Source organism: Duncaniella sp. C9, assembly GCF_004803935.1.
GTDB lineage: Bacteria > Bacteroidota > Bacteroidia > Bacteroidales > Muribaculaceae > Duncaniella > Duncaniella muris.
Genome location: NZ_CP039547.1, coordinates 1,928,051 through 1,947,746, shown reverse-complemented (window position 1 = coordinate 1,947,746; position 19,696 = coordinate 1,928,051). Strand labels below are relative to the sequence as shown.

Genomic DNA, 19,696 nt, shown 5'->3' with positions numbered 1-19,696 from the left:
ATAAAACCTATGTTATCTTGGTTGATTGGTCTGACGTGGAGTAAACTGCAGCGAGGCTCCGAACAGGCTCTCTGTTGCTGACAGCGAAGTGACACACGCGATACGGAAATACTTGTAAGGTGTGCCACGGAAGCCGCGCAAGAAATGGTCTTTGCTCGACCATACCAAGTGCCAATTGTAGAGGTCGCGAGAGCCATAGAGGACGGCTTGCACATTGCCTTTCTGAAAGTGTCCTCGCTGAATTACTGTGTCCATTGTTTTGAGAATGTCGGGTGTTTCGAGTTTGAGCGGACGGGTAACGAGCAAACCTTTTGTTTCCACTCCTTGCATGGCCGAGAAATTCAACAGCGCCCCATTATGGTCTACTGCCAATGCCTCCGGATAAGAATTTATACCGGCCTCAATAGTGGAATACATCATGCCCCATTCCTTCGATTTTAGAGAGTAGACGTATGCGTAAGTGTAATTGGGATTATAGACAATCACACGTTGATGCACATAGTCATAGAGCATACCACATTCGGAAATAAAATCCAAGAAGGGAGCAGTCGGCAGACAAGTGTCTGCATCATGGCCAAGCATGGAGTGTAATTTATCCATGCCGGGAAGTTGCAGGACGTTGAACGGTTCCTCCGCATTGATTACATCGGTTATACATTGAGTCTGTGAGCCGGATATAAGCATAATGCCTCGGTCGGTTGCAAAGAGAACCGCACTATCCATTTGTAGAGGCTCAGTATTTTCAAGAATAACATCGCGCGTAATAGGCTGTCGAGCGGAATATGAGCCGGTAGATGATACTTCCAAAGCCCAAACGCCTTCATCGGTAAAGGCGTATAGTGGGAATTGTCCGAACTGACCCTCAGAGAGAGCTTTGGCCGCTGTCGATATTGCCATAATGCGCCCGGTGCCCACGGTGTTTATGCCGAGCAACGGGAAGATATACGGATTATTCACCTCGGACGTATAGACCTTATTGAACACTTCAATAGTGCGGTCTGCAATTGATGATTGCGGCGGTCTACCTTGTGAAACTCCGGCAGGTTCGTCCCAACCTCCGAAGTAGAACGAGCCATTGAGAAAGCCGTGAGGCTCCAACGGGACAACAAGGTGCGCCATATCGAAATAATCTGTACGGATAATCACCGCCTTATACGCATTGACATTCGGATAATAAAAGAACAGTAACGGAGCCTCATGCCCACAAGAGCCGGAGGTGCCATATACAATGATGTCCTTGCCGTCTTGCTTGATGTAGACGGCCACCAATACACCGACAGTTCTATCAATAGTTGTTGGTGGCGCATCGGACCAATGAGCAACATATCCGTCCGAATAATTGAATAAAGAAAAACCATCGAAACCTTGAAACAACTGCTTTTTTACACCTGAGAGATTAAGGCGAGAGTTGTAGGCAAACGCTTGATGCGGTATTATTTTATCGTGGCTGTCGTAATCGTCAGTCATTACCTCACGAGTTACAAGCGATTGTAGATAGTCCTCCTTAACCGGTATAATGGTACGTTCTGTTTTAAGTTCCTCAACACGTATGCTATGCAGGAAATAGAATTGCGAACAACTGCGTATATCTTCCTTAACTGCGTCTGCACTACGCTTGGGAGTCACCAACACGCCTCCGGGTCGCAAAGAAAGGTTATTAGGGGTAAAAGTAAATGCATAGAGTTTTCCAAAATTGTTGAGTTGGTAACGGAGTGGATATGTAGATGTACTTGCCGCTTGGTTCGTATGCTTGCAGACGCTGAAGCTCGATAAATCCTCACCGCCATTGATAAATTTTTCGCATTGTCCGTTTTGGTCGTATGTATAGATAGGTTTGGAAATGAATATATCCACCGACTTAATAATGTCGCTCCAATTTTTAAGCGAGTTTAAGTCGGATTTAAGTGCGTAGTCGAGAGTATGCACAGGAGCAACGACACGAAGAACAGCACTTGTATATGTGTCGTCTTTTCCATGAAGATTGAACCAAAATACACGAGGTGTATTCTCGGAGCTACATATCATAAGGATAGGTGCTGAATGCCGGGTCAGAGAACCGTCATACAGGCGATACGCATATCTTACGAAGAAAGGATATATGAATTTGCCTTTCTGTGTAGACTCCTCAGCAATGAATTTGTTTATCTTGGCTAAGACTTGATTGGTGATATTGGTTTTCTGAGTATCGTCAAACTCAGAATAGATATTGTTCTTGTGTATGCTGTAGTTTATGGTAAACTCGTCTGTTCGTTTCATTTCACCTTGCAAACCAAACGAAAGTGAACATTCGGGCATGGAAGTGCCGAGATACAAATAGCCGGACGTGTCACCTTTCCAAAGGAAATAGTGCATACCGTCAGAACAGAGAATGAGCAAGGTATTACCAATAGAACTGAACTGATAAATATCAACCCCGGAGAAAGAGCGTAGGACAGTTGGTGTTGAGGCCGTATCTCCATAGGTTGAGTTGTCGAGCCAACTAACCGTTTTTCCTTCCAAAAGGATATAGTGCTTGTATGCCGATGTTCCGTGAATGTAGACAGCCTTTTGAGAAGCAGACAGGCCAATAGATGTTGGTATCGGTTGCAGAAGTGGCTTCAATTGGCTGTCCTCGCTGATGAGATTGAGCGAAGTAGTAAGCTGACCGTCCGAACATTCGTAGTCGGACGGTTGAGCCGTGTAGCCGTTGTATTTAATATCTTTAATCATAATGAGCAACGGTATATGATTGTTATGTACTTGGTGTTGTCGCGTTCAATCTCCGTTCCGCAAGGACAGCGCAGTCTGCCATTAACACCTGCGGCCACAAGCATAGCAGTAGCCAAAGCTTTTGAGCAGGTGCGGAAAGTTCCCTTACCGTTAGCAGTTGCCCACACTCGTCCATCGTGCCGGCCGACATAGTTGCCGGAGCGGAGTTTGACATATAGATACATTTCGCCATACTCCTGCACGATGTCTATAACATCGCCGGGAGCGAGTGACAGCTTCCGGGCGATGTGTGCTGATATATCAATCTTGCCGGAGGCATGGAATGATATGTCGTGCTTGCGTGAGTTGGGCAATATACTTTTCATAATTGGCAAAATTAGTTTTAATGATTGGTACGCCCACTTTAAGTTGTGGGAGAGAATAGATTTCGCTCTTTGGGTTTCTGTTGAGTGTAACCCATATCGCGCACACGCTCAATCTCGTGGTCAATCTCGGCTTCAAGAGCCTTAGATTTGCGCAGAGCGTCATTTGACCGTGTTCGGAAAAAGTCTTTTTGAGCCTCACGCATGAGGGCTACCTTTTCAAAGAATACTCGTTTGTCCATATTATGCTACTTTTTAAGATGTTTTTCTATTTCTCTGCATAGAGCCTCACACCATGCACGTGCGATTGTAACCTCAACGGCATTGCCGATGAATTTCTTTTGGTCTGCTTGTGTCCCGACCAGCACATAGTCTTCGGGAAAGCCCATAATCTTTTTCAGTTCGGGAATTTTCAGCATACGCATCTTGATGTCAACAATGCCGTAGAGAGCCATAAATTCCTTGATTTTAGCTGTCATTGGGCTATCGGTTGAATAGACCTCAATAAACACCTCGCCCTTTTCCGCTGTGACAAGATAAGGCGGCATTTTATCCATTCTTGCTATTAGGGTGAAACATGGCTTTTCAACCGAGCCACCGACATTATTGTATTGAGGGTTCATCAGGTAGTGCCGTTTCACTGTTACAAGGTTGAATTTCGGATTAGTAGTTAGCGTGTTTGCCGGAACTTCAACGGAAGCTGCCGTACCGTTCCCGTACTGCATATCAATGAACTGCTCCGACTGAATAAGCGCAAGGCGGTCTTTCGTTGTTACCGTAGGAGAGGGGCTTTCAACAGAATGGTTATGCCCATTTCCGTAGTATGCCGATATAAACGCATGGTGGTCTATTGTCGTTATCGTTCCTGCTGGCTCGTTTACGGAGCTGTTCTTGCTTTCGGGATGTCCGCTGTATTGTTTTGACAGAAAAGACACCTGTGCAACTCCGAGCCTGTTTTGTGTCGCTACCGTTGGGCAAGGCTCATCAATACCAGGTGCGTTGTATTTTCCCGTCCGACTCATTGAGTTGTATTTGACAAGGAAAGCATCCTTGCCCCCAGCGACAAACTTAATCAGACCTGCGTAAATTCGCTCCAAAGTCTTTTCCGAAAGAGGCTTCTCACGGAAAATGGTATTTCCCTCGTCCTCGAAGTCCAGCACCTCCTTTACGGGCTTCCACTTCTTCAAGTTCCCGAATAGCGTAGTTGAGCCATCCTTGCAGTGCGTAGGAGCAGGGAACACAATAGGCAATCCGTTCTTTGCGAAGATGCCAAAAAAGCGTTTGCGGCTTGTGTATGCCCCATAGTCGGCAGCGTTCAAAATACGGTGGTCGAACTTGTACCCGTAACGCTTTACATTGCGTACCCAACGGGTATAACTCTTCCCCTTATCCATTGAGATAGGCTTTCCGTTCTCGTCCATGTCGCCCCAGCTCATAAACTCTTCCACGTTCTCAATCTGAATGTAGTCCGGCTCTATCGCTTCAATATAGCGGAAAAGATGTTCTGCGAGTGTCCGGCTGTCCGCATCACGTGGCTGACCACCCTTTGCCTTGCTGAAATTCGTGCATTCGAGCGATGCCCAAAGGACTATCAGCGCATCGGGGTTCTGTTCTCTGCATCTTTTCAGATGCTCAACCAACGGGGAAAGTTCAAGTGTTCTTATGTCCTCCGTGAAGTGAAGAGCCTCCGGGTGATTTGATGCATGAGAGGCTATCGCCTTTGCATCATGATTGACACAAGCGATTACATCTGCACACGGCTCATCATGCAGTCGTGCGCTATTGACACCTGTAGATGTACCGCCGGCACCGCAGAATAGGTCGATGTATAATAGTTGCTTCATCGTTATATCCCTTTCATAAAGCAAATCCAATGGGTGTTTGCTCGTTTGCCGGATATATGCCCGAAGATTGGCTTTTGGTCGGTAAGTTTCAAAACTTCGGACACCCTAATATCGGTTTCATTCCATTTGAAGATTAGGAAACCTCCGGGCATAAGCACTCGGAAACATTCTGCAAAGCCTCTTCTTAACATATCTCGCCAATCAGAATAAAGTGCGCCATACTTGATATGCTGATAACCTGTTGGCTGAGCTTTCTCATTGAGGCTTCCGTACATATCTGCCATTTTGGACTTACCGACATTCCGTAATAGATGCGGAGGGTCAAATACTACCATTCTGAAATGATTGTCGGGATATGGCATACTCGTGAAGTCGGCTTGCACATCGGGTTTGACTTCAAACTTCCGTCCATCGCAAAGGGTTGTTTTAACCTCGCGAATGTCTTGGAACAGAACATGAGGGTCGTTCTTGTCGAAGTAGAACATCTTGCCACCACAGCAAGCGTCAAGGATTGGTTTATGCACACTCATTTCACATTTTTTCTTTTGCATAATGTTATTTTTTGAATTTACCGAAGATTTGTTCTGCTTTCTCCACCGCGTTCAACATAGTCTTGCTAACGAGAGCGAGCTTTACTTTTATAGCCTCGAAATTAGTACCGTTATATTCATGGGCGACCTTAGTCATGCAACCGGCCAACAGCGAATATTTCTGCACTTCGGGAAGATTAGACCCTTTTATAATTTTCTCAACCTGTTCACTGATAACCTTGTATTCGGGAGTCATTTTGCTGTCCATGCCGTATTTATTTTGAGTTAAGCATTTCACTCAGCTCCTCGGCCTCACGTTTATTGAAGTCATCATCTTCATCAGTGAACACCTTGATGCAGGTTTGATAAAGGCCACCCTCGCAGATAGAGGAGCGACACACAGCCCAATAGCCATGATACTTACATTCTACATTGTCGATGCGCTTAACGCTGTATAGTGCAAAGCAATCGTTAGCTGAGCCACGATAGCCCTGTATTTTTGCGTTGAGGCTCTTGACCTTTAAGCGCAGACGTTCTGCGGCATAGTGTTTGCGCATGGCTATTACAATAGCCACACCGAGAAAGAGTGCCAATATGATGGCGATAGTTATAATTGCTGTCATTGTTGATATTATTTTAGAGGTTGTTGTATTCAGTTTGGAGAGCTTCGAGCCGAGCCTGTGCCTTGATGCGGACAGCTTCTGCAATATCCTTTCTATACCTGTCTACTTCCTCGTCAGTGAGTAGTTCACAGCATGAGGATGCGCAGCAACATCCGGCATTGGCAAACATGATTTCGACAAATTTGCCTCTCTCAATATTTGCTAAGATTTTTTCTACATACGCTATCTGCTTTTTGATGTCGATAGCGGTGTTCAGAGTTTCGTCATTCATATTTTACTATTATTTTATCTTCGGCTTTTGCCACCGATGGGTATTACGTTGTATGTTTTGAAGCGGTCAATCAGTCGCCCGAAGCCGTCCTTATACTTTTCTTTGAGCTGCTCAATAGAAAGATTGGTAGTGACGTGTGCCTTGAGGTGGAACTGCGACCAAATTTCATTTCGTGCATGGAGAAATTCATCGGTCAGCACCTTTGTATCCATGCCGTAAAAGGTGGTAGTCTGAACCCCGATGTCGTTGAGGCAGATATTAACCGGCTTACATTGGAAGCCCTTGTTTTCCTCCTCATTGAATGTGTATCGGTCGAGGTTGTTGTGCAAAGTATAGTAGTTTATCATTTGCGTGACCGACAGGTTGTGGAAGAAGTTCGGGTTTTCGGTGTAGCGCAGGTATTCAGAGAATATCTCCATCAACAGGGTTTTGCCGGTGCCGACATTGCCGTGAAGCATAATGTGTTTGTGCAACTTGTACCCACGACCCGGAAAGACCTCCTCAGCCAAAGGACAATTGTTGAAATACAGCAGGAGAAAGCGCAGTACGTCACGGTTGTTATCATCAATCACAAACTCACGATGTTGGTAAGCAAGAACCTTGTTTGCTATCTGCAAAAGCAGACGAGAGTGGGCTTTATACACCTCCGGGATTTCAAGAAGCTGCCGTTTCTGTTCTGCTTTTCGCACATCATTCATGACACGTCTAATCACGTTATCAACAGCCGACACACCAATCCGTGCGAGTTCGGCGCGTTGGCGCTCCTCCTCGGTTTTAGGCTCAGCGGCCATGCGGCGGGCGTGGTCTTGCTCCATCTTGGCTTGCAACTCACGCTCCTCTCGTTCTTGACGATATGCGTTTTGTTGCGTTATCCAATCCGGCAAACTATCTCCAATCTTCTGTAACATAATCAAACGTCTTGGCCTCCAAACCCACCGCCAAATGTGTAATCAGTCGGAGCAGGTGTTGAGGGTTGGTTATTTGTATTTGATGCTGTGTCGCGGTTTTTAATCCTCATGGCCGATATAAGGTGACGCGACCAATCGCTGTAATCTCTATGTTGAGTTTTTGACAGCTCCCATTCAGCTACGACAGCCTCTGCCAATGAGCGCAATATACCTATCTCGCCATAACCTAATCCGAAGTTCTTGCAAAGCATTTGTAAGTTTTCACTCTGCCCATTGGCAAAAAACTCATGAAGCCACTCCGTATTATTGGTTTTGGTCGGAGCCGGAGGCACGGGTGTAACCTGCGCAGGTGCCTGTGGTGTGACCGGCTTCGCCGCTTTTGGCTGTTTCGTTTTAGGTTTGCTTGCTGTAGTCCTTTGCTGAGGCTCGTCCAACAAAGAGTATTTATCAATCCGGCTCATACGTTTGTTGAGGCGCTGAATATTGCAATAGCGCACTTGAATACCCTTAGATGTTAAGACCTGTTCCGTGTCATACATATTTTTATCGAATAACCCCAACGTCAGGCAGGTTTTAATAACCTCCAATACATAAGCCTCCTCAAAGCCCGACATTTCCGAGCCAATGAAAGGCAACTCATCGTCCCACTGCATGAAGTACCCATTCTTGTAGATAAGACAGAGCAGGAGAGCATATACTGTGACAGCTTTACCACCTTGACGCTTGATTAACTTGCGAATGCGTATGTCTTGAAAGAAGTCTATATCAAAGGGGAAATACTCAAGCCCCGATTTTGCTATTCGTGCCATAGCCGTATTGATTAAATTTCTACGATTGATATTCCGTGGACATAGAGCATCAATTTTCGTTTGATTTTATACTCTTTTGTGCGGACTCCCTTTGTGTCCTCGACAACGGTCTTGCCGTCTGTGTTGTAGACAAAATCGGCATAGTAGGAACACTCCCTTTCCAAGAGGTTGCCGGCGGTGTCGCGTTGCGCAGGGATAAGCACATACTTTACTTGCTCACGGAGATTAGAGATAAGGCCGGCGCGTTGCATCAGCTTCAGTTCGTTGGCTCTGCTATGTTCCTTTTTGGAGTCGTAGCCGCCGGACTTCTTTGCACCATACTTGTTGCGTTTTTTTGTGGCCGGTGCAACGCGCAATGCCTTAAATTCGTCAATCGTCATAGCTGTCATTGTAAACTTTTGAAAAGTCAACAGGGATAAAACAGCCGATAGGGATTATCTTTGACTCTTCAATAAATGAGTTTATCTTATACTTAACAAAAGTCCGTTCTGGGTGTTTCAAGGACTCCATGAAACGCTCCTCCTGCTTGTCGCGAAGCCATTTTTCGATAAGCATATTAGCACGGACAGCGGAAACTGTCTGAACGATGAATGTGTGGTCTTCTTCTATGTCGCCTTCTTTGTCATCATGGAGGATAACATGAGCACCAATCTGATAGAATTTCTTTGTTTCCTTTTTATCATCGTCCTGCTGCTCATCATCGGGATTTCCTTTAGAAATATTGTCGCAGGTTGCCTCAACAAAATCTTCCATTGAAATATCACCTTTCAGATATGCAGCATCAATTTCGTATCTACGAGCTTCAGCGGATTTAAGGCGGTCTATAATAACCACACAATAATCCATTTCTTTGATATCCGAAATTTCAAAACCGCCTTTATAGTTTAGCTCTATGAAGTCCACCATAATCACCAATGCATTGGCAATAGAATTAGCATATAGAAGGAATGACTTGCGTTTTCCGTCAATCTTAGCCACAGCTTTGAATGGTAACAGTGAACGGTTCTCAAGTAACATACCCTGCCGGTTCTGATTAGAAACCTCTACTTCTTTAAGAGAACCCTCTTGTATCATGAAATTGATTGTACAGAGAACGTCTTGGCTGATATAGGTGCCACGTTCAAGCAGAATTTCGTTCCGTTCTATGGATACAACTTTGCCGCTACTCTCATCTACGAAGTCCTCGGTCCACGTTTTTAGGGCGCGACGAGCGACCCATTTACCGAGCATCTTTTTGGGGTCATCCGTTATATAGCGGATTTCCGTTTTTCTTGAGTCAATCATTGTTCATGCGATTTTTGAGTTGATTACTGAGTTTGAATTTCACAATGCGCTGTGCCGGAACTACAACCGTAGTACCAGCGTTGATGTTACGCGCCTTTTTCTTCTTTGTGGTTTTGACTTCCATCGTACCGAAGCCACGGAGATAGACGTTTTCGCCACGGTCGAAAGCGTCAGCGAGAATGTCGGTCACACCGTCTACGACATGGAGAGCCGTAGATTTCGGCAGGTCAGGGATACGCTTACAGAGTTCAACTGCGATGTCATTCTTTGTCATGATTAGTCGATTTTGAATGTTGTTTTTTAAGTTTTCGATTTATTTTATCTTTAAGTTGGCCTATTGCCCAAGCGTGGGTGCTGTTGCGCAGACCGTTCAATGACTTGTAATGCTCTATGGCAATATCGAGGCAGGACATTATGCGCTCAATATCTGAATTGCTGATTTCAACCATAGTCGAGGAAAGATTTTACAAGTTCATCGAAATACATCTTGTCGGTCGGTATATCATCATCGGATGCCATTATCTGATTGGCGATGCTCCGCTTTTTATGAATGATATTGTAGAGAACCGGGTCAATGGTACTGCGCCCGATGAGGTAATAGCAGTTCACGTTATTCTTTTGGCTGATGCGGTGGGCGCGGTCTTCGCACTGACAGCAATCGGCATACGTCCACGGAAATTCCACAAAGGCCACATTAGAGGACGCTGTGAGTGTCAGACCGACACCGGCAGCTTTGATGGAGCAGATTATCAACTGAGCTTCGCCGGACTGAAACGCATCGACAGCAGCCTGTTTCTCGGCAAGGCTATCATCGCCGGTGACACGGACGGCATCGGGGAATTGCTTTTGCAAAGCCTTGACAATCTCTTTGAGTGAGCAGAACACAATCAAAGGCTTGCCATTGGCAAGGAAATTGCGTATAAAGTCTGTTGCCTGTTTTACCTTACCTTTGGAAGCGAGGGAGCGCAGGGTCATGAACTTTACCAGAGCCTCCATGCGCATTTTGCGCCGGATGTCGCGGTCGGTACACTTGGTGTATTCGCGCAGATAGGCGGCGAGGTCGGCGGCAGCGAGGTCGTATTCATCGCGGTTGGATATTTCAACGTAGAGGTCGGTTCGCGTTTTGTCGGGGAGCTGCGTCAGCACCTTTGCTTTCTCTCGCCGTATCATACAGGTATCATACAGTTTGTCGGACAACTCGGATAGATTTTCATTCTCTCCGTAGTCGGCAAGGAATTTGCCACGGCTACCGAAGTCAGAGAGCAGTCGCCCCATGATGGCGAGTTGTGCAACGAGGTCTTGCGCGTGATTGACAACCGGGGTGCCGGAGAGCAATATGCGCCACTCCTTACCCTCGACAATGCCACGAGTGAACATTGTTTGCTGTGCCGTGGGGTCTTTGAGCCGGTGCGACTCGTCCATGATAACGGACTTGAAGATGTTGATGTCGCGGTTGAATACAACATCTTTGAGCGTGAATGTCTTGCCGCCCTTGATGTCCCACACAAAGAACTTTTTCAGACTCTCATAATTGACAATAGCAACATGGAACATACCCATGCCGAGGAGATACGGCCACGATGTGCGAGTGGCATTGTCAAGCACAAGAGCCTTTTTGTCGGTGAACTTCTCAAACTCACGCTGCCAATTTATTTTCAGCGAGGAGGGGCAGATTACCAAACAGGGGTAAGCTGAGGCAGTATCGACAATGCCGATAGACTGCAACGTCTTACCAAGCCCCGGCTCGTCACCAATTAACAGGCGGTGACGTTCGAGGCCGAACAGAATACCCTCACGTTGGTACTCGTATGGCTCTACTCGGAGGTTATGTTTTAACTCTTTCATATTGTTATTATTCACACAGTCCATGATACAAGGACACACAAGACATTATTGGCTCAGTATCGTCCCATAGTGTCGGTTGGTTTTCATTCCGAAGTACATAATCAGAAATCTCTGCGAATGTTGGTGCTCCATTACTATTCTGAATGCAGAACCTTGCTGGGATTTTCCCTTTGCAGAAGAATGATGCCTCTTTACCTTTATCGCGTGATAGGTTCACTTCATTTTCAAGGTCTATCACACGTTGTTTGTATCGTTCATCGCGTGCAACTATTTTTATTTCGCTCAGTCTCGCAAAAATGCAAGGGAAACAGCCAACCCTTGACGCTCCGCGTTCGTATAAGGGATTCGGGCGTTGACCATGAGACAGAATGTAGTCGATAACTTGTTGAGCAGTCCAATGAAAGATAGGGCGTAAAACTGATGCATCGTGAGTTTTGCACCACTCTTTTACATCTCGCTTCCTATACAAGCGTTTTTTGTGGGTGTCATCAAAATATTCACTGAAATACGAGCACTCAACATTAAATTTTGCTCGTTCTGCGCTTTCTTTTGCACGGATACCTTGAATTATGACAAGATGCTTATTTTGTTCAAGAATCCAGTCTATCATTGGCCATATTTTTAATTGCACAGTACACATGCGATTTTGCGAATCGGGAAACCATTTCATTCGTTTGCACAATCCGTACATACCATCAACAGACTCATTTTTGAGTATTATAAGGTCGACACCAAGTTTAGATGCTACCTCCTTTACATGAGAATATGTTTGCTCATGCTCCCACCTGGTATCACAGAAAACAGCCGTGACGTTATTAGCCCCGAAGTCTTCACAAGCTTTTATTAGACAGGCTTGTGAGTCCTTTCCTCCAGAGAACTGAACTATAACTTTTACTTTATTCATAATGCGAGGCACCAATATTGAAATGCTAATTCAAGATACTTATCTCTGCCACGGAGATACACCGGGTCGTCCCTGCGTATGCGTGTGGTAAATACGTTGCAGTTCTTTTTGCTGATGGCATAGATGAAATCGCAGTCGGAATGTGCGATGTCCATGTACCATGCGCGGCTCCTGTCCCAATCGAAGAAATCAACGGCATCATCAAATTCTTTTTGGGTTGCGGCTGAACAGGTTTTGAGGTCGCCACCAAATTTGTAGAGGTCAAGCCACCAATCCCACTTACAGCGCGTATCGAGCGTGAAAGGGAAGCCACCATACTCAAACGGCTGTGCTTGATTGACCATGTAGCGCTGTGTTTCGGCTTCAGCCAACACCTTTGCGAGAAAGGGGTCATGCCGAGCAGTCATACGCAGGGAGCGATACATTTCCTTTGCATGGCGAAACTCATCATCGGTGTATTGCTCATCATCTACCGTCAGTTGGTAGTAGTTCACTCGCTCCGGCTCGGTGATTATCGCGTCCACGAGATTGCCGAAGCGAAACGCGGCCTCCTTTACACCCGGCGGCATAGGCACTGGGTGTAAGAGGTTCTTTAGAGCCGTGAGGTCAGAGTTGCTGACCTCTGTACGGCTGTAATATGCGTCCGGGTTTTGGCTCATGGTTACTTGGCTTTAACCTCGTCCTCGTATTGGACATCAGCGATGAACATAGCGTTGTCTTTGGAGTTTGCGGCGGTATTGGCAAAGGTGATTTGCTTCTTAAACTCCTTGCAGAGTTCTTCTAAGGTCTTTGTGCAGCCCTCTTGTGACCACCAAAAAGCAACAATCTTCATGATGTCCTCGGCAGAATTGATAACCACCTTTTTCTTAACCTGTGTCTTAGGCTGATATGCCACAGGTGTAGCGACCTGTGCGCCGAAAAGACCGTCCATTTCCTGTTTCTTTGCGGCAAGCTGCTTTTCAGCGGCTTCCTGTTTCTCTCGCTCAGCGCGTTCCTTTTCCTTACGAGCGGCCTCAGCGCGTTCCTTAGCCTCCATTTCGGCCTTGATGCGGGCGGCTTCCTCGGCTGACGATTTGGCGATGCGCTCAAGCTCCTTTTTCTTTGAGGGCATACGGTCGAGAATATCATCGCGTATGCTTTGCACCTCAAAAGGGAATTGCTCCTTGAAGCGATTGACGAGGCCGGCCATCACGTTGGCTTGTATAGCGCGGCATTCGTCCGGGGTAAGTTCGACAGGACGATGTGCGCCGCTTATTACCGTCTGACACCATGTTGCAGGAAGTTCGCAACTGAAATTCTTGATGCCATCGTAGACAATCTCGTAATTGTCGAGGCTTATCTGCTTATCCATGTCGGTAAGCTCGTTGATGCTCTTATTGACAAGAGCGTTGAACTGGCTTACATAGTCGTCATTGACATCAGCGCGATAGCGAATTTTGGCATTCTCCTTTGCCTGTCGAGCGGCATCTTCGCGGCGGCGGCGATCCTCCTCCTCATGCTTTTTCTTGGCATAGGCATTGCGGTGGGCTTGCAGTTGATTGGGGATTGAGTCTGCTTTGGTGGGGTCTACATCATTCTCCATTGAGGTGTAGACCTTACGGATTTGGTCAAAGAGCTGCGTAACAGGAGTGCGCTTGCCGTTCATCTTCTTGACGGTCAGCTTTGCTTTTTCGATGAACTTGGCTATCTCTATATCGAGAGCGTCTGTCATGCCCTCCTTTTTTACCCGGAGCAACAGGGCGCTGCCTACTTCAAGGCACCGGGTATGAGATAATTGGTTCTCGCGGTACGACTGTGGAGCGAGTTCGGCAAGGGTCTGCACGTTTTTCTGCTCGAAGATTGTTAATGCTTGGGTGTTATCTGCCATGATTGATATATTTATGGGTTACACGGTTTTGTTTTAGCGTATTCGGTGATGATACCAAGCCGAGTGCAATAGTGTCCGTTGAGAGTGTTACGCACAAGCGGACACCCACTGCAAGGCTTGATGTTGCTTTCAGAAGCCTTCCTCATCATCAGTGTTTACAGTTACGCCCTGTGGAGGCTCGTTGTTACCGAATGGCTGAGGCGCAGGTTCGGGAGCATTGTCGAGGACTTCGCCGGTGTCGGGGTCTACTCCGTAGATTTCCTCATCGGAAAGCTGAGCCGGTTCGTCTACCTGTTGTGATTGTAGTTCGGTGCCGCGACCGATGCGCACTTTCGGGTAAGACTTGAAAGCGTGTTTGATACACTTGGCCATGAGGAAGCCGGGGTCGATGTGGACAACACCGTTAGCGTCCATGCCGTAGAGTTCGTTGGCGACACCTCGGTTCTGCTTCTGCGAGTAACCGGCGAGGCGGCACCAATCTTCGGGGTACATCACTGAGTAGTCGATAGAACTATCGGCGCGAGTGATACGCAGGTAGCAAGCAATGATGTTGTGGCCGGTGTGAGGTAGGTTACAGGTGTAAGACACAGATTTGCGACCGTCAATGTCCTTGAATGAAAATTCGTCATTGTCGTAGACGAGTACAGGATTGTCGGCATGACGTATTTGACCGTCACGAGTACGCATCACAAGTTCGCCGTAGGCCGACACGGTGAGGACGCAGCGACCCTCCCATTGAGGTCTTTCTTTGGTGCCGACATTGACGTTACGCCCCATGAGGTATGCGAGTGCGCGTGTGCCGGGTTCAAGTGAGAGGCCACACACGGCAAGGTCAATGAATGCCGTGAAGATGCTGAACGGTGTGGCGCGTTGCAGTTTGCCCTTGTCGTTGTCGCGGAGAGCCTTGTTGAAGTAGATACTTTCACGCTCATAAGCGGCTTCACCGTTGCCCCAAAGTTTGTCGTAGATAAATATGAAGCGCTCACGCACGACAGGATGCTCGACTATTTCGAGCGGCTTGAGTTGGTTGATTTCCTCAACCGTCAGTTGTAGGTTGCCCATGATTGATGGAGTTAAATTGTTAAACATTTGCGGATTGCTTGATTGAAAAATGGAGGCTGCACTTTGGCTTAGGCTGACAGCGCAGCCTCCGAGGTTATCAATCATGTAGCAACTACCGCTACTTGTAGCCTCTGAGGGAATCGAACCCCCTCCGACAGAACCAAAATCTGTAGTGCGACCGACACACCGAGAGGCTGAGCCGTCAGAGCTTTGCTATGTAAAAGCGTATCCGCTCTGATGTATTTATGCTTGTGGGGTGGTCATAGGAAAACTCGTTGTCATTTCCTTCGGCATTCTGGAAATAGTCAAGCCTGTCGGTAACGCGTAGCCACATTTCATTGAGTTTCGCTTTCGCGGCGAGTTTCGCCCTGTGATTGCAAGCCTCCTGCGTGAAGCGGTAAATAACACGAGGATTCTTGCCGTCATTGGTCTTGTATATTGCGTAATCCATTGTATCTGTCTTATTGGTTGAGGTAATCCTGTTCTGTTCTCTGAAGGAGGCGTAGGTCTGCCATGCAGTATTCAACCTTGCCCGGACGTTTGGAGGGCTTTACCTTTCCTGTGCGCCTCCAACGGTCAACATTCTTGCGTCCGAAGATTGAATAGGCCGTGCGTTGGGAGATATACTCCGGGTCGGCTGCATCGCTCTTAATCACTCGTGCCAACCGTGCTGTAAGGTCGGTCATGAATGTTTCATAGCTGACGAGCCTGTCAGAGAATTGTATGTGTACTGTTGGAGGCATTGATATTAGAGTTGAGATGGGTTAGGTTTGTCCATCACCTCGTCACACATTTTGTCGTATGCGATAAACCAAGGGTCAATCTTACTCCAACGTTTGTAGAGCCGGGCGATAACAAAGCATGCGCCGATGGCGAGAGCCTTGTCGCAGATGAAGCGGAGAGTCCATGTCAGCAGGTTTTCGTCCTGCTCTTCGCCGAAGAGAAACAGGAATGCGAAACCGCAGAGCGCAAAGATTATCAAGATACGGAGTATTGAAATTGTCTTATTCATGGCTGTGAGATTTAATAGGGTTCTACTCCTGCTTCGATGAGAGCGGCCTCTTCATCAACCGAACCACACCAAGTATCGAGATACTCATTGATGACAGGATAAGTGTTGTCGTTGATGTCGTAGCCACGAGCGGCACAGAAAGCCGACCACGACACATCGGCGCGGAGCTGTTCAAGAGCGACCTTGTTAGATTTGCAGCCGGTGAGAAGCGCGGCCACGAGTGCGAGAGTGATAGTTACTTTTTTCATGATTGATGTCTTTTTTAGTTATTCTGAACGTAGGATTTCGTAAGTCGCTCCGTTGTCTTTGCTTGAAATGGAATATACCTCTTTGTTTGCCGAACCATTTAATCGACTTACAGCCGCTTTAGCTGAAGCCATAGGACCGGCTTCCCGACAATCAAAGAGTACAGGTTTCCCTACTGGGATGTTTCGCAGAGTATCTGTGATAGACACCTTTTTCACGAGGTAGCAATTTTCTGTCATCTTACTTGGTATTTTTTGAGTAGAATTTGTTATCTTTGCTTCTTAATCTAAGCGAGTTACAACGCTACGACATTAGAATTACACTGCAAATATATGGTATTACCACGGTACTACCAAACAAAGTGTGAAATTTTAATAATTATTAACAGTAATACCAAGGTATGAATGATATGGTAGAACGCTTGAAAGAGGCGATAGCAGTGCTTAATGCCACGCAAAATGCCTTTGCAAGCAAAGCAAACATAGACCCCTCCAACTTCGGAAAGATGTTGGAAGGGAAGCAAAAGATTACCGATAAGACCATTGGGAAAATTTGTCACGCACATAACCTCTCAGTTGAATGGGTGAAATCGGGTATCGGTAGCATGATGGTACCGGCAACTACAAAAGGCAACTTCTTTTCTCCTGATGGTATTTATGCAGAGGATTCTGAGGTGCTAATTGGCGATGCTGTTCTTAAAGAGAGAATCAAGAATTTGCAGCAACAAATTCAAGACCTGCAAGGTGAAAAGAAAGCATGGGAGGCTGAGCGTAAATCAATGAAGAAAGAAATTGAGGAACTTCGTGTCAAAAATGAAGAAATCACTGCGGAGCTGTCCAGAACGAAAGACAAGATGATTGACTTACTTATTGAGCGTGGCAAATGAGTGAACTAAATGATTTAAGAATTCAAATCGAACAATACGAAGAAAACGAAAGAGAGTTGATGCTATGTATTGTTGCGTTAAATGAGGCATTCAGAGAGAAACTCATTCCCGAAACATGGGAACAAGAAGAAGCTCTTCATAAAACTCTTGAAACTATGCGCAAAGTGTTGGATAGACGTGATAAATACAAATACGGGCTGTAACGGCCCAATAGGCCGCTTTTGTTGGCTCAGATGATAAACTCCACCGATAGAGGAGAAAGTGATTGTACGCGCTCCTAACGCCCAAATTTGGGCATAATTCAAGCAAAGATATGAACAGAGAATACCCATATAACGAAACAGAGCCACTCATGGACGAACTCAAAGACGCCGCATTTGAGTATCTGCTACTCAATCCCGGCTCCGAGTTTGGAGATTGGAGCAAGGGTTTGATTGAAGAATACCCTGCCGAGGTGGTAGACGCACTCGGCAACACCCCCAATGAGGTAAATGCAGACCTCGCCGACCTGTGGGAAACTGATTACACCGACCCCAAGACCGGGATAGAGCAAAAGTTTAGCGAGTGGGCAATGTCATTCGCTAACGAGCACGCCGTAGGTATTTACTACTTCCTTGTAGACGCTTGCACGGACTTAAAACGCATGGGACGTAAATTCTAAATCTAACAAAAATTCAACATACTCGACAAGTGGGTCAATATCACTTAATTCTATTGGCGGCGCAGGCAGCCATCGAAGATTGAGCAAGCAACCTAATAACCAGATAATTAGGCGGTAGGCTCTTGACATTCAGAGTCTACCGCCTATTATTTTGAACATGGAATAATATGTTTGGATTGCCATCTCTACGGAAATGCCCTCCCCTAAATTGTTACTTAACTATGAAAACTGCTACAAGACCCACCCTTGCCGATGTTATCGAATGTGCCCGCAAAGCCGGGGAAACAGCAATGGAATATTTCCGCTGCAGCCACGAAATCGGCATGCACAACAAGCTAAACGACAGCGATATTGTCACCATTGCCGACAAGCAATCTGAAACTGTCATCAAAAGCTATATCCAGACCAGATACCCTGACCACGCCATACTTTCGGAAGAATCAGGCGAAACTGACGGTTCTGCCGGCTATCGCTGGGTGATTGATCCGATTGACGGAACCACCAATTTCTTCGCCGGGATTCCATTCTGGGCTATAAGTATCGGTGTGGAACATAACGGACAGACTGAAATCGGCGTTGTATATCTGCCCGCAACCGGCGAGCTCTTCCATGCAATCAGAGGTCAGGGTGCTTTCCTAAATGACATTCCGATCCACACCTCTCCCGAATCACACCTTTCACGCTGTGTGATCTCGACCGGCTTTCCAGTTGACAAGGATACAAATCCTGACAACAACCTCGACAATCTTGCCGTCATAATGCCTCTTGTCAGAGATATACGCCGCCTCGGATCGGCAGCGTCCGATATCTGTTATGTAGCCGCCGGCTTTCTTAACGGATACTGGGAGCTGAACCTGCATGAATGGGATGTCAATGCCGCTACACTGATCCTTGAAGAAGCCGGAGGGAAGTGCACACGTTTCCGCGAAGACCGCAATATTTCACTCGTCTGCGGTCCTCAGGCTATCCATGACCAGCTTCTGTCACGGCTCAATCCTCGGCCAACAACAGCGTCCGGCTGCAGGCGCTGACTCATCAACCGCCTGCCAACACACCTGAAAAGCCGGCAAAATAAAACTGCGCAGATTTTTTTCGCCAAACTTTTTTTCGGTTTAAAAAAAAGTTACTACTTTCGCAGCATAGAAGCTCAGACTGCCACTCACGGCCCGTAACTCAAACTGAAAAAAATAAAAAAAAATACCTTCCGCAATATGATATTCAATTTCCGCATTGTGTCTGACGAAGCAGACAACTTCAAACGCGAAATCCAAATTGATGCAGACGCGACATTCCTCGACCTCCGCAATGCGATCTGTGACTCTGTCGGCTATGACAAAGGCCAGTTCAGTTCGTTCTTTCTCTGCGATGACGGATGGGAACGCAACCAGGAAATATGCCTTGAAGACATGGGCTCCGACTCTTCCGAAGACGTATATCTGATGGAAGATACCCCGCTCAGCGACTTTATCGAAGACGACGGCCAGAGAATGGTGTGGGTGTTTGACTACATGACTGACCGTTCTTTCTTCATTGAAATGAAAAAATCTATCCCCGGAAAGAGTCTTAAAGACCCGCTGTGCACCATCTCTATGGGTGAGGCGCCCTCGCAGTTTATCGACCTCGATGACTTCGACGCAAAGATTGACGCAAAAGCCGCTCAGGCCGCAGCCTCGACAGATCTTGACGATGAATTCTACGGGTCTACCGAATTCAATGAAGACGAATTTGACGCAGCCGGGTTTGACGAAATGACATTCGACGAATAATCCGTCACCTCTCACCTCTCCTACTTAAAAAACTCCTACAGAATCTATAAGTGTAACAACATCCGGCAGCCTGCTTACATACAGGACTGCCGGATGTTATTTATAAA

At 46.6% G+C, this 19,696-nt stretch carries 27 protein-coding genes; 5 read left to right on the top strand and 22 right to left on the bottom strand.

Features of this window, described 5'->3' with window-relative positions; translation table 11 throughout:
• Positions 1-12: 12 nt before the first annotated feature.
• The 22 genes from E7745_RS07975 to E7745_RS07865 all read right to left on the bottom strand — a co-directional run bounded on the left by E7745_RS07975 (position 13) and on the right by E7745_RS07865 (position 16,278).
• The gene (locus E7745_RS07975) at positions 13-2,709 is read right to left on the bottom strand and encodes a hypothetical protein (protein WP_136408604.1); all 2,697 of its coding nucleotides are present in this window, start codon (positions 2,707-2,709) and stop codon (positions 13-15) included.
• Positions 2,706-3,074 (bottom strand): hypothetical protein, encoded by a 369-nt coding sequence (locus E7745_RS07970; RefSeq protein WP_136408603.1) that lies wholly within the window; start codon positions 3,072-3,074, stop codon positions 2,706-2,708. Before E7745_RS07970 ends, E7745_RS07975 begins: the two co-directional genes overlap by 4 nt.
• Positions 3,075-3,112: 38 nt before the next feature.
• Complete coding sequence (locus E7745_RS07965) at positions 3,113-3,313, bottom strand: hypothetical protein (RefSeq protein WP_136408602.1); 201 nt, start codon at positions 3,311-3,313, stop codon at positions 3,113-3,115.
• A 6-nt stretch (positions 3,314-3,319) separates the two neighbouring features.
• Complete coding sequence (locus E7745_RS07960) at positions 3,320-4,915, bottom strand: DNA cytosine methyltransferase (protein ID WP_136408601.1); 1,596 nt, start codon at positions 4,913-4,915, stop codon at positions 3,320-3,322.
• A 2-nt stretch (positions 4,916-4,917) separates the two neighbouring features.
• Positions 4,918-5,466 (bottom strand): SAM-dependent methyltransferase, encoded by a 549-nt coding sequence (locus E7745_RS07955; protein WP_240740271.1) that lies wholly within the window; start codon positions 5,464-5,466, stop codon positions 4,918-4,920.
• 4 nt (positions 5,467-5,470) lie between these two features.
• On the bottom strand, positions 5,471-5,713 hold the full coding sequence (locus E7745_RS07950; protein WP_136408600.1) for a hypothetical protein: 243 nt from the start codon (positions 5,711-5,713) through the stop codon (positions 5,471-5,473).
• Between the two features lie 7 nt (positions 5,714-5,720).
• Positions 5,721-6,068, bottom strand: coding sequence for a hypothetical protein (locus tag E7745_RS07945; protein WP_136408599.1), 348 nt, complete (start codon positions 6,066-6,068; stop codon positions 5,721-5,723).
• 13 nt (positions 6,069-6,081) lie between these two features.
• The gene (locus tag E7745_RS07940; RefSeq protein ID WP_136408598.1) at positions 6,082-6,339 is read right to left on the bottom strand and encodes a hypothetical protein; all 258 of its coding nucleotides are present in this window, start codon (positions 6,337-6,339) and stop codon (positions 6,082-6,084) included.
• Positions 6,340-6,353: 14 nt separating this feature from the next.
• Complete coding sequence (locus E7745_RS07935) at positions 6,354-7,247, bottom strand: hypothetical protein (RefSeq protein WP_240740270.1); 894 nt, start codon at positions 7,245-7,247, stop codon at positions 6,354-6,356.
• Between the two features lie 2 nt (positions 7,248-7,249).
• Positions 7,250-8,056 carry a DUF4373 domain-containing protein gene (locus E7745_RS07930; protein ID WP_136408597.1) on the bottom strand — a complete coding sequence of 269 codons (807 nt, stop codon included), beginning with the start codon at positions 8,054-8,056 and terminating at the stop codon, positions 7,250-7,252.
• 11 nt (positions 8,057-8,067) lie between these two features.
• Positions 8,068-8,445: a DUF1064 domain-containing protein gene (locus E7745_RS07925; protein WP_338127975.1), complete on the bottom strand. Its 378-nt coding sequence runs from the start codon at positions 8,443-8,445 to the stop codon at positions 8,068-8,070.
• Complete coding sequence (locus E7745_RS07920) at positions 8,426-9,340, bottom strand: RNA polymerase subunit sigma (RefSeq protein ID WP_136408596.1); 915 nt, start codon at positions 9,338-9,340, stop codon at positions 8,426-8,428. The genes E7745_RS07925 and E7745_RS07920 overlap by 20 nt, the downstream gene beginning before the upstream one ends.
• Positions 9,333-9,614 carry an HU family DNA-binding protein gene (locus E7745_RS07915; protein WP_136408595.1) on the bottom strand — a complete coding sequence of 94 codons (282 nt, stop codon included), beginning with the start codon at positions 9,612-9,614 and terminating at the stop codon, positions 9,333-9,335. Before E7745_RS07915 ends, E7745_RS07920 begins: the two co-directional genes overlap by 8 nt.
• A 167-nt stretch (positions 9,615-9,781) precedes the next feature.
• The gene (locus E7745_RS07905) at positions 9,782-11,185 is read right to left on the bottom strand and encodes a DEAD/DEAH box helicase (RefSeq protein ID WP_136408593.1); all 1,404 of its coding nucleotides are present in this window, start codon (positions 11,183-11,185) and stop codon (positions 9,782-9,784) included.
• A 7-nt stretch (positions 11,186-11,192) separates the two neighbouring features.
• A complete protein-coding gene (locus tag E7745_RS07900; protein ID WP_136408592.1) occupies positions 11,193-12,089 on the bottom strand; it encodes a phosphoadenosine phosphosulfate reductase family protein in 897 nt (298 codons plus the stop codon).
• Positions 12,086-12,748: a PD-(D/E)XK nuclease-like domain-containing protein gene (locus E7745_RS07895; RefSeq protein ID WP_123611048.1), complete on the bottom strand. Its 663-nt coding sequence runs from the start codon at positions 12,746-12,748 to the stop codon at positions 12,086-12,088. The genes E7745_RS07900 and E7745_RS07895 overlap by 4 nt, the downstream gene beginning before the upstream one ends.
• A 2-nt stretch (positions 12,749-12,750) precedes the next feature.
• On the bottom strand, positions 12,751-13,956 hold the full coding sequence (locus tag E7745_RS07890) for a hypothetical protein (protein ID WP_123611049.1): 1,206 nt from the start codon (positions 13,954-13,956) through the stop codon (positions 12,751-12,753).
• Positions 13,957-14,085: 129 nt separating this feature from the next.
• Entirely contained in the window at positions 14,086-15,045 is a 960-nt protein-coding gene (locus E7745_RS07885; protein WP_240740269.1) for a recombinase RecT, read from the bottom strand.
• A gap of 175 nt (positions 15,046-15,220) precedes the next feature.
• Positions 15,221-15,469, bottom strand: a complete 249-nt coding sequence (locus E7745_RS07880; protein WP_123398062.1) for a hypothetical protein — start codon at positions 15,467-15,469, stop codon at positions 15,221-15,223.
• A 10-nt stretch (positions 15,470-15,479) separates the two neighbouring features.
• Positions 15,480-15,761: a hypothetical protein gene (locus tag E7745_RS07875; protein WP_123398063.1), complete on the bottom strand. Its 282-nt coding sequence runs from the start codon at positions 15,759-15,761 to the stop codon at positions 15,480-15,482.
• Positions 15,762-15,766: 5 nt separating this feature from the next.
• Entirely contained in the window at positions 15,767-16,030 is a 264-nt protein-coding gene (locus E7745_RS07870) for a hypothetical protein (protein WP_136408591.1), read from the bottom strand.
• A gap of 11 nt (positions 16,031-16,041) precedes the next feature.
• Positions 16,042-16,278 carry a hypothetical protein gene (locus E7745_RS07865; RefSeq protein ID WP_136408590.1) on the bottom strand — a complete coding sequence of 79 codons (237 nt, stop codon included), beginning with the start codon at positions 16,276-16,278 and terminating at the stop codon, positions 16,042-16,044.
• A 398-nt stretch (positions 16,279-16,676) separates the two neighbouring features.
• On the opposite strand from E7745_RS07865, the gene E7745_RS07860 reads away from it, so the two are divergent.
• From E7745_RS07860 to E7745_RS07840, 5 genes are all read left to right on the top strand, one after another.
• Positions 16,677-17,162 carry a helix-turn-helix transcriptional regulator gene (locus tag E7745_RS07860; protein WP_137426206.1) on the top strand — a complete coding sequence of 162 codons (486 nt, stop codon included), beginning with the start codon at positions 16,677-16,679 and terminating at the stop codon, positions 17,160-17,162.
• Positions 17,159-17,365 carry a hypothetical protein gene (locus E7745_RS07855; protein WP_136408588.1) on the top strand — a complete coding sequence of 69 codons (207 nt, stop codon included), beginning with the start codon at positions 17,159-17,161 and terminating at the stop codon, positions 17,363-17,365. Before E7745_RS07860 ends, E7745_RS07855 begins: the two co-directional genes overlap by 4 nt.
• 110 nt (positions 17,366-17,475) lie before the next feature.
• Positions 17,476-17,823 carry a hypothetical protein gene (locus tag E7745_RS07850; RefSeq protein ID WP_136408587.1) on the top strand — a complete coding sequence of 116 codons (348 nt, stop codon included), beginning with the start codon at positions 17,476-17,478 and terminating at the stop codon, positions 17,821-17,823.
• A 221-nt stretch (positions 17,824-18,044) separates the two neighbouring features.
• Positions 18,045-18,854, top strand: a complete 810-nt coding sequence (locus E7745_RS07845; protein ID WP_107031597.1) for an inositol monophosphatase family protein — start codon at positions 18,045-18,047, stop codon at positions 18,852-18,854.
• Positions 18,855-19,034: 180 nt separating this feature from the next.
• On the top strand, positions 19,035-19,589 hold the full coding sequence (locus E7745_RS07840) for a hypothetical protein (RefSeq protein ID WP_123398070.1): 555 nt from the start codon (positions 19,035-19,037) through the stop codon (positions 19,587-19,589).
• The last annotated feature ends 107 nt before the right edge of the window (positions 19,590-19,696 follow it).

Excerpts from the sequence above, each read along its gene's own strand:
- E7745_RS07975 (WP_136408604.1), bottom strand. The coding sequence starts at position 2,709 with ATGATTAAAGATATTAAATACAACGGCTACACGGCTCAACCGTCCGAC.
- E7745_RS07970 (WP_136408603.1), bottom strand. The coding sequence starts at position 3,074 with ATGAAAAGTATATTGCCCAACTCACGCAAGCACGACATATCATTCCAT.
- E7745_RS07965 (WP_136408602.1), bottom strand. The coding sequence starts at position 3,313 with ATGGACAAACGAGTATTCTTTGAAAAGGTAGCCCTCATGCGTGAGGCT.
- E7745_RS07960 (WP_136408601.1), bottom strand. The coding sequence starts at position 4,915 with ATGAAGCAACTATTATACATCGACCTATTCTGCGGTGCCGGCGGTACA.
- E7745_RS07955 (WP_240740271.1), bottom strand. The coding sequence starts at position 5,466 with ATGCAAAAGAAAAAATGTGAAATGAGTGTGCATAAACCAATCCTTGAC.
- E7745_RS07950 (WP_136408600.1), bottom strand. The coding sequence starts at position 5,713 with ATGGACAGCAAAATGACTCCCGAATACAAGGTTATCAGTGAACAGGTT.
- E7745_RS07945 (WP_136408599.1), bottom strand. The coding sequence starts at position 6,068 with ATGACAGCAATTATAACTATCGCCATCATATTGGCACTCTTTCTCGGT.
- E7745_RS07940 (WP_136408598.1), bottom strand. The coding sequence starts at position 6,339 with ATGAATGACGAAACTCTGAACACCGCTATCGACATCAAAAAGCAGATA.
- E7745_RS07935 (WP_240740270.1), bottom strand. The coding sequence starts at position 7,247 with ATGTTACAGAAGATTGGAGATAGTTTGCCGGATTGGATAACGCAACAA.
- E7745_RS07930 (WP_136408597.1), bottom strand. The coding sequence starts at position 8,056 with ATGGCACGAATAGCAAAATCGGGGCTTGAGTATTTCCCCTTTGATATA.
- E7745_RS07925 (WP_338127975.1), bottom strand. The coding sequence starts at position 8,445 with ATGACAGCTATGACGATTGACGAATTTAAGGCATTGCGCGTTGCACCG.
- E7745_RS07920 (WP_136408596.1), bottom strand. The coding sequence starts at position 9,340 with ATGATTGACTCAAGAAAAACGGAAATCCGCTATATAACGGATGACCCC.
- E7745_RS07915 (WP_136408595.1), bottom strand. The coding sequence starts at position 9,614 with ATGACAAAGAATGACATCGCAGTTGAACTCTGTAAGCGTATCCCTGAC.
- E7745_RS07905 (WP_136408593.1), bottom strand. The coding sequence starts at position 11,185 with ATGAAAGAGTTAAAACATAACCTCCGAGTAGAGCCATACGAGTACCAA.
- E7745_RS07900 (WP_136408592.1), bottom strand. The coding sequence starts at position 12,089 with ATGAATAAAGTAAAAGTTATAGTTCAGTTCTCTGGAGGAAAGGACTCA.
- E7745_RS07895 (WP_123611048.1), bottom strand. The coding sequence starts at position 12,748 with ATGAGCCAAAACCCGGACGCATATTACAGCCGTACAGAGGTCAGCAAC.
- E7745_RS07890 (WP_123611049.1), bottom strand. The coding sequence starts at position 13,956 with ATGGCAGATAACACCCAAGCATTAACAATCTTCGAGCAGAAAAACGTG.
- E7745_RS07885 (WP_240740269.1), bottom strand. The coding sequence starts at position 15,045 with ATGTTTAACAATTTAACTCCATCAATCATGGGCAACCTACAACTGACG.
- E7745_RS07880 (WP_123398062.1), bottom strand. The coding sequence starts at position 15,469 with ATGGATTACGCAATATACAAGACCAATGACGGCAAGAATCCTCGTGTT.
- E7745_RS07875 (WP_123398063.1), bottom strand. The coding sequence starts at position 15,761 with ATGCCTCCAACAGTACACATACAATTCTCTGACAGGCTCGTCAGCTAT.
- E7745_RS07870 (WP_136408591.1), bottom strand. The coding sequence starts at position 16,030 with ATGAATAAGACAATTTCAATACTCCGTATCTTGATAATCTTTGCGCTC.
- E7745_RS07865 (WP_136408590.1), bottom strand. The coding sequence starts at position 16,278 with ATGAAAAAAGTAACTATCACTCTCGCACTCGTGGCCGCGCTTCTCACC.
- E7745_RS07860 (WP_137426206.1), top strand. The coding sequence starts at position 16,677 with ATGAATGATATGGTAGAACGCTTGAAAGAGGCGATAGCAGTGCTTAAT.
- E7745_RS07855 (WP_136408588.1), top strand. The coding sequence starts at position 17,159 with ATGAGTGAACTAAATGATTTAAGAATTCAAATCGAACAATACGAAGAA.
- E7745_RS07850 (WP_136408587.1), top strand. The coding sequence starts at position 17,476 with ATGAACAGAGAATACCCATATAACGAAACAGAGCCACTCATGGACGAA.
- E7745_RS07845 (WP_107031597.1), top strand. The coding sequence starts at position 18,045 with ATGAAAACTGCTACAAGACCCACCCTTGCCGATGTTATCGAATGTGCC.
- E7745_RS07840 (WP_123398070.1), top strand. The coding sequence starts at position 19,035 with ATGATATTCAATTTCCGCATTGTGTCTGACGAAGCAGACAACTTCAAA.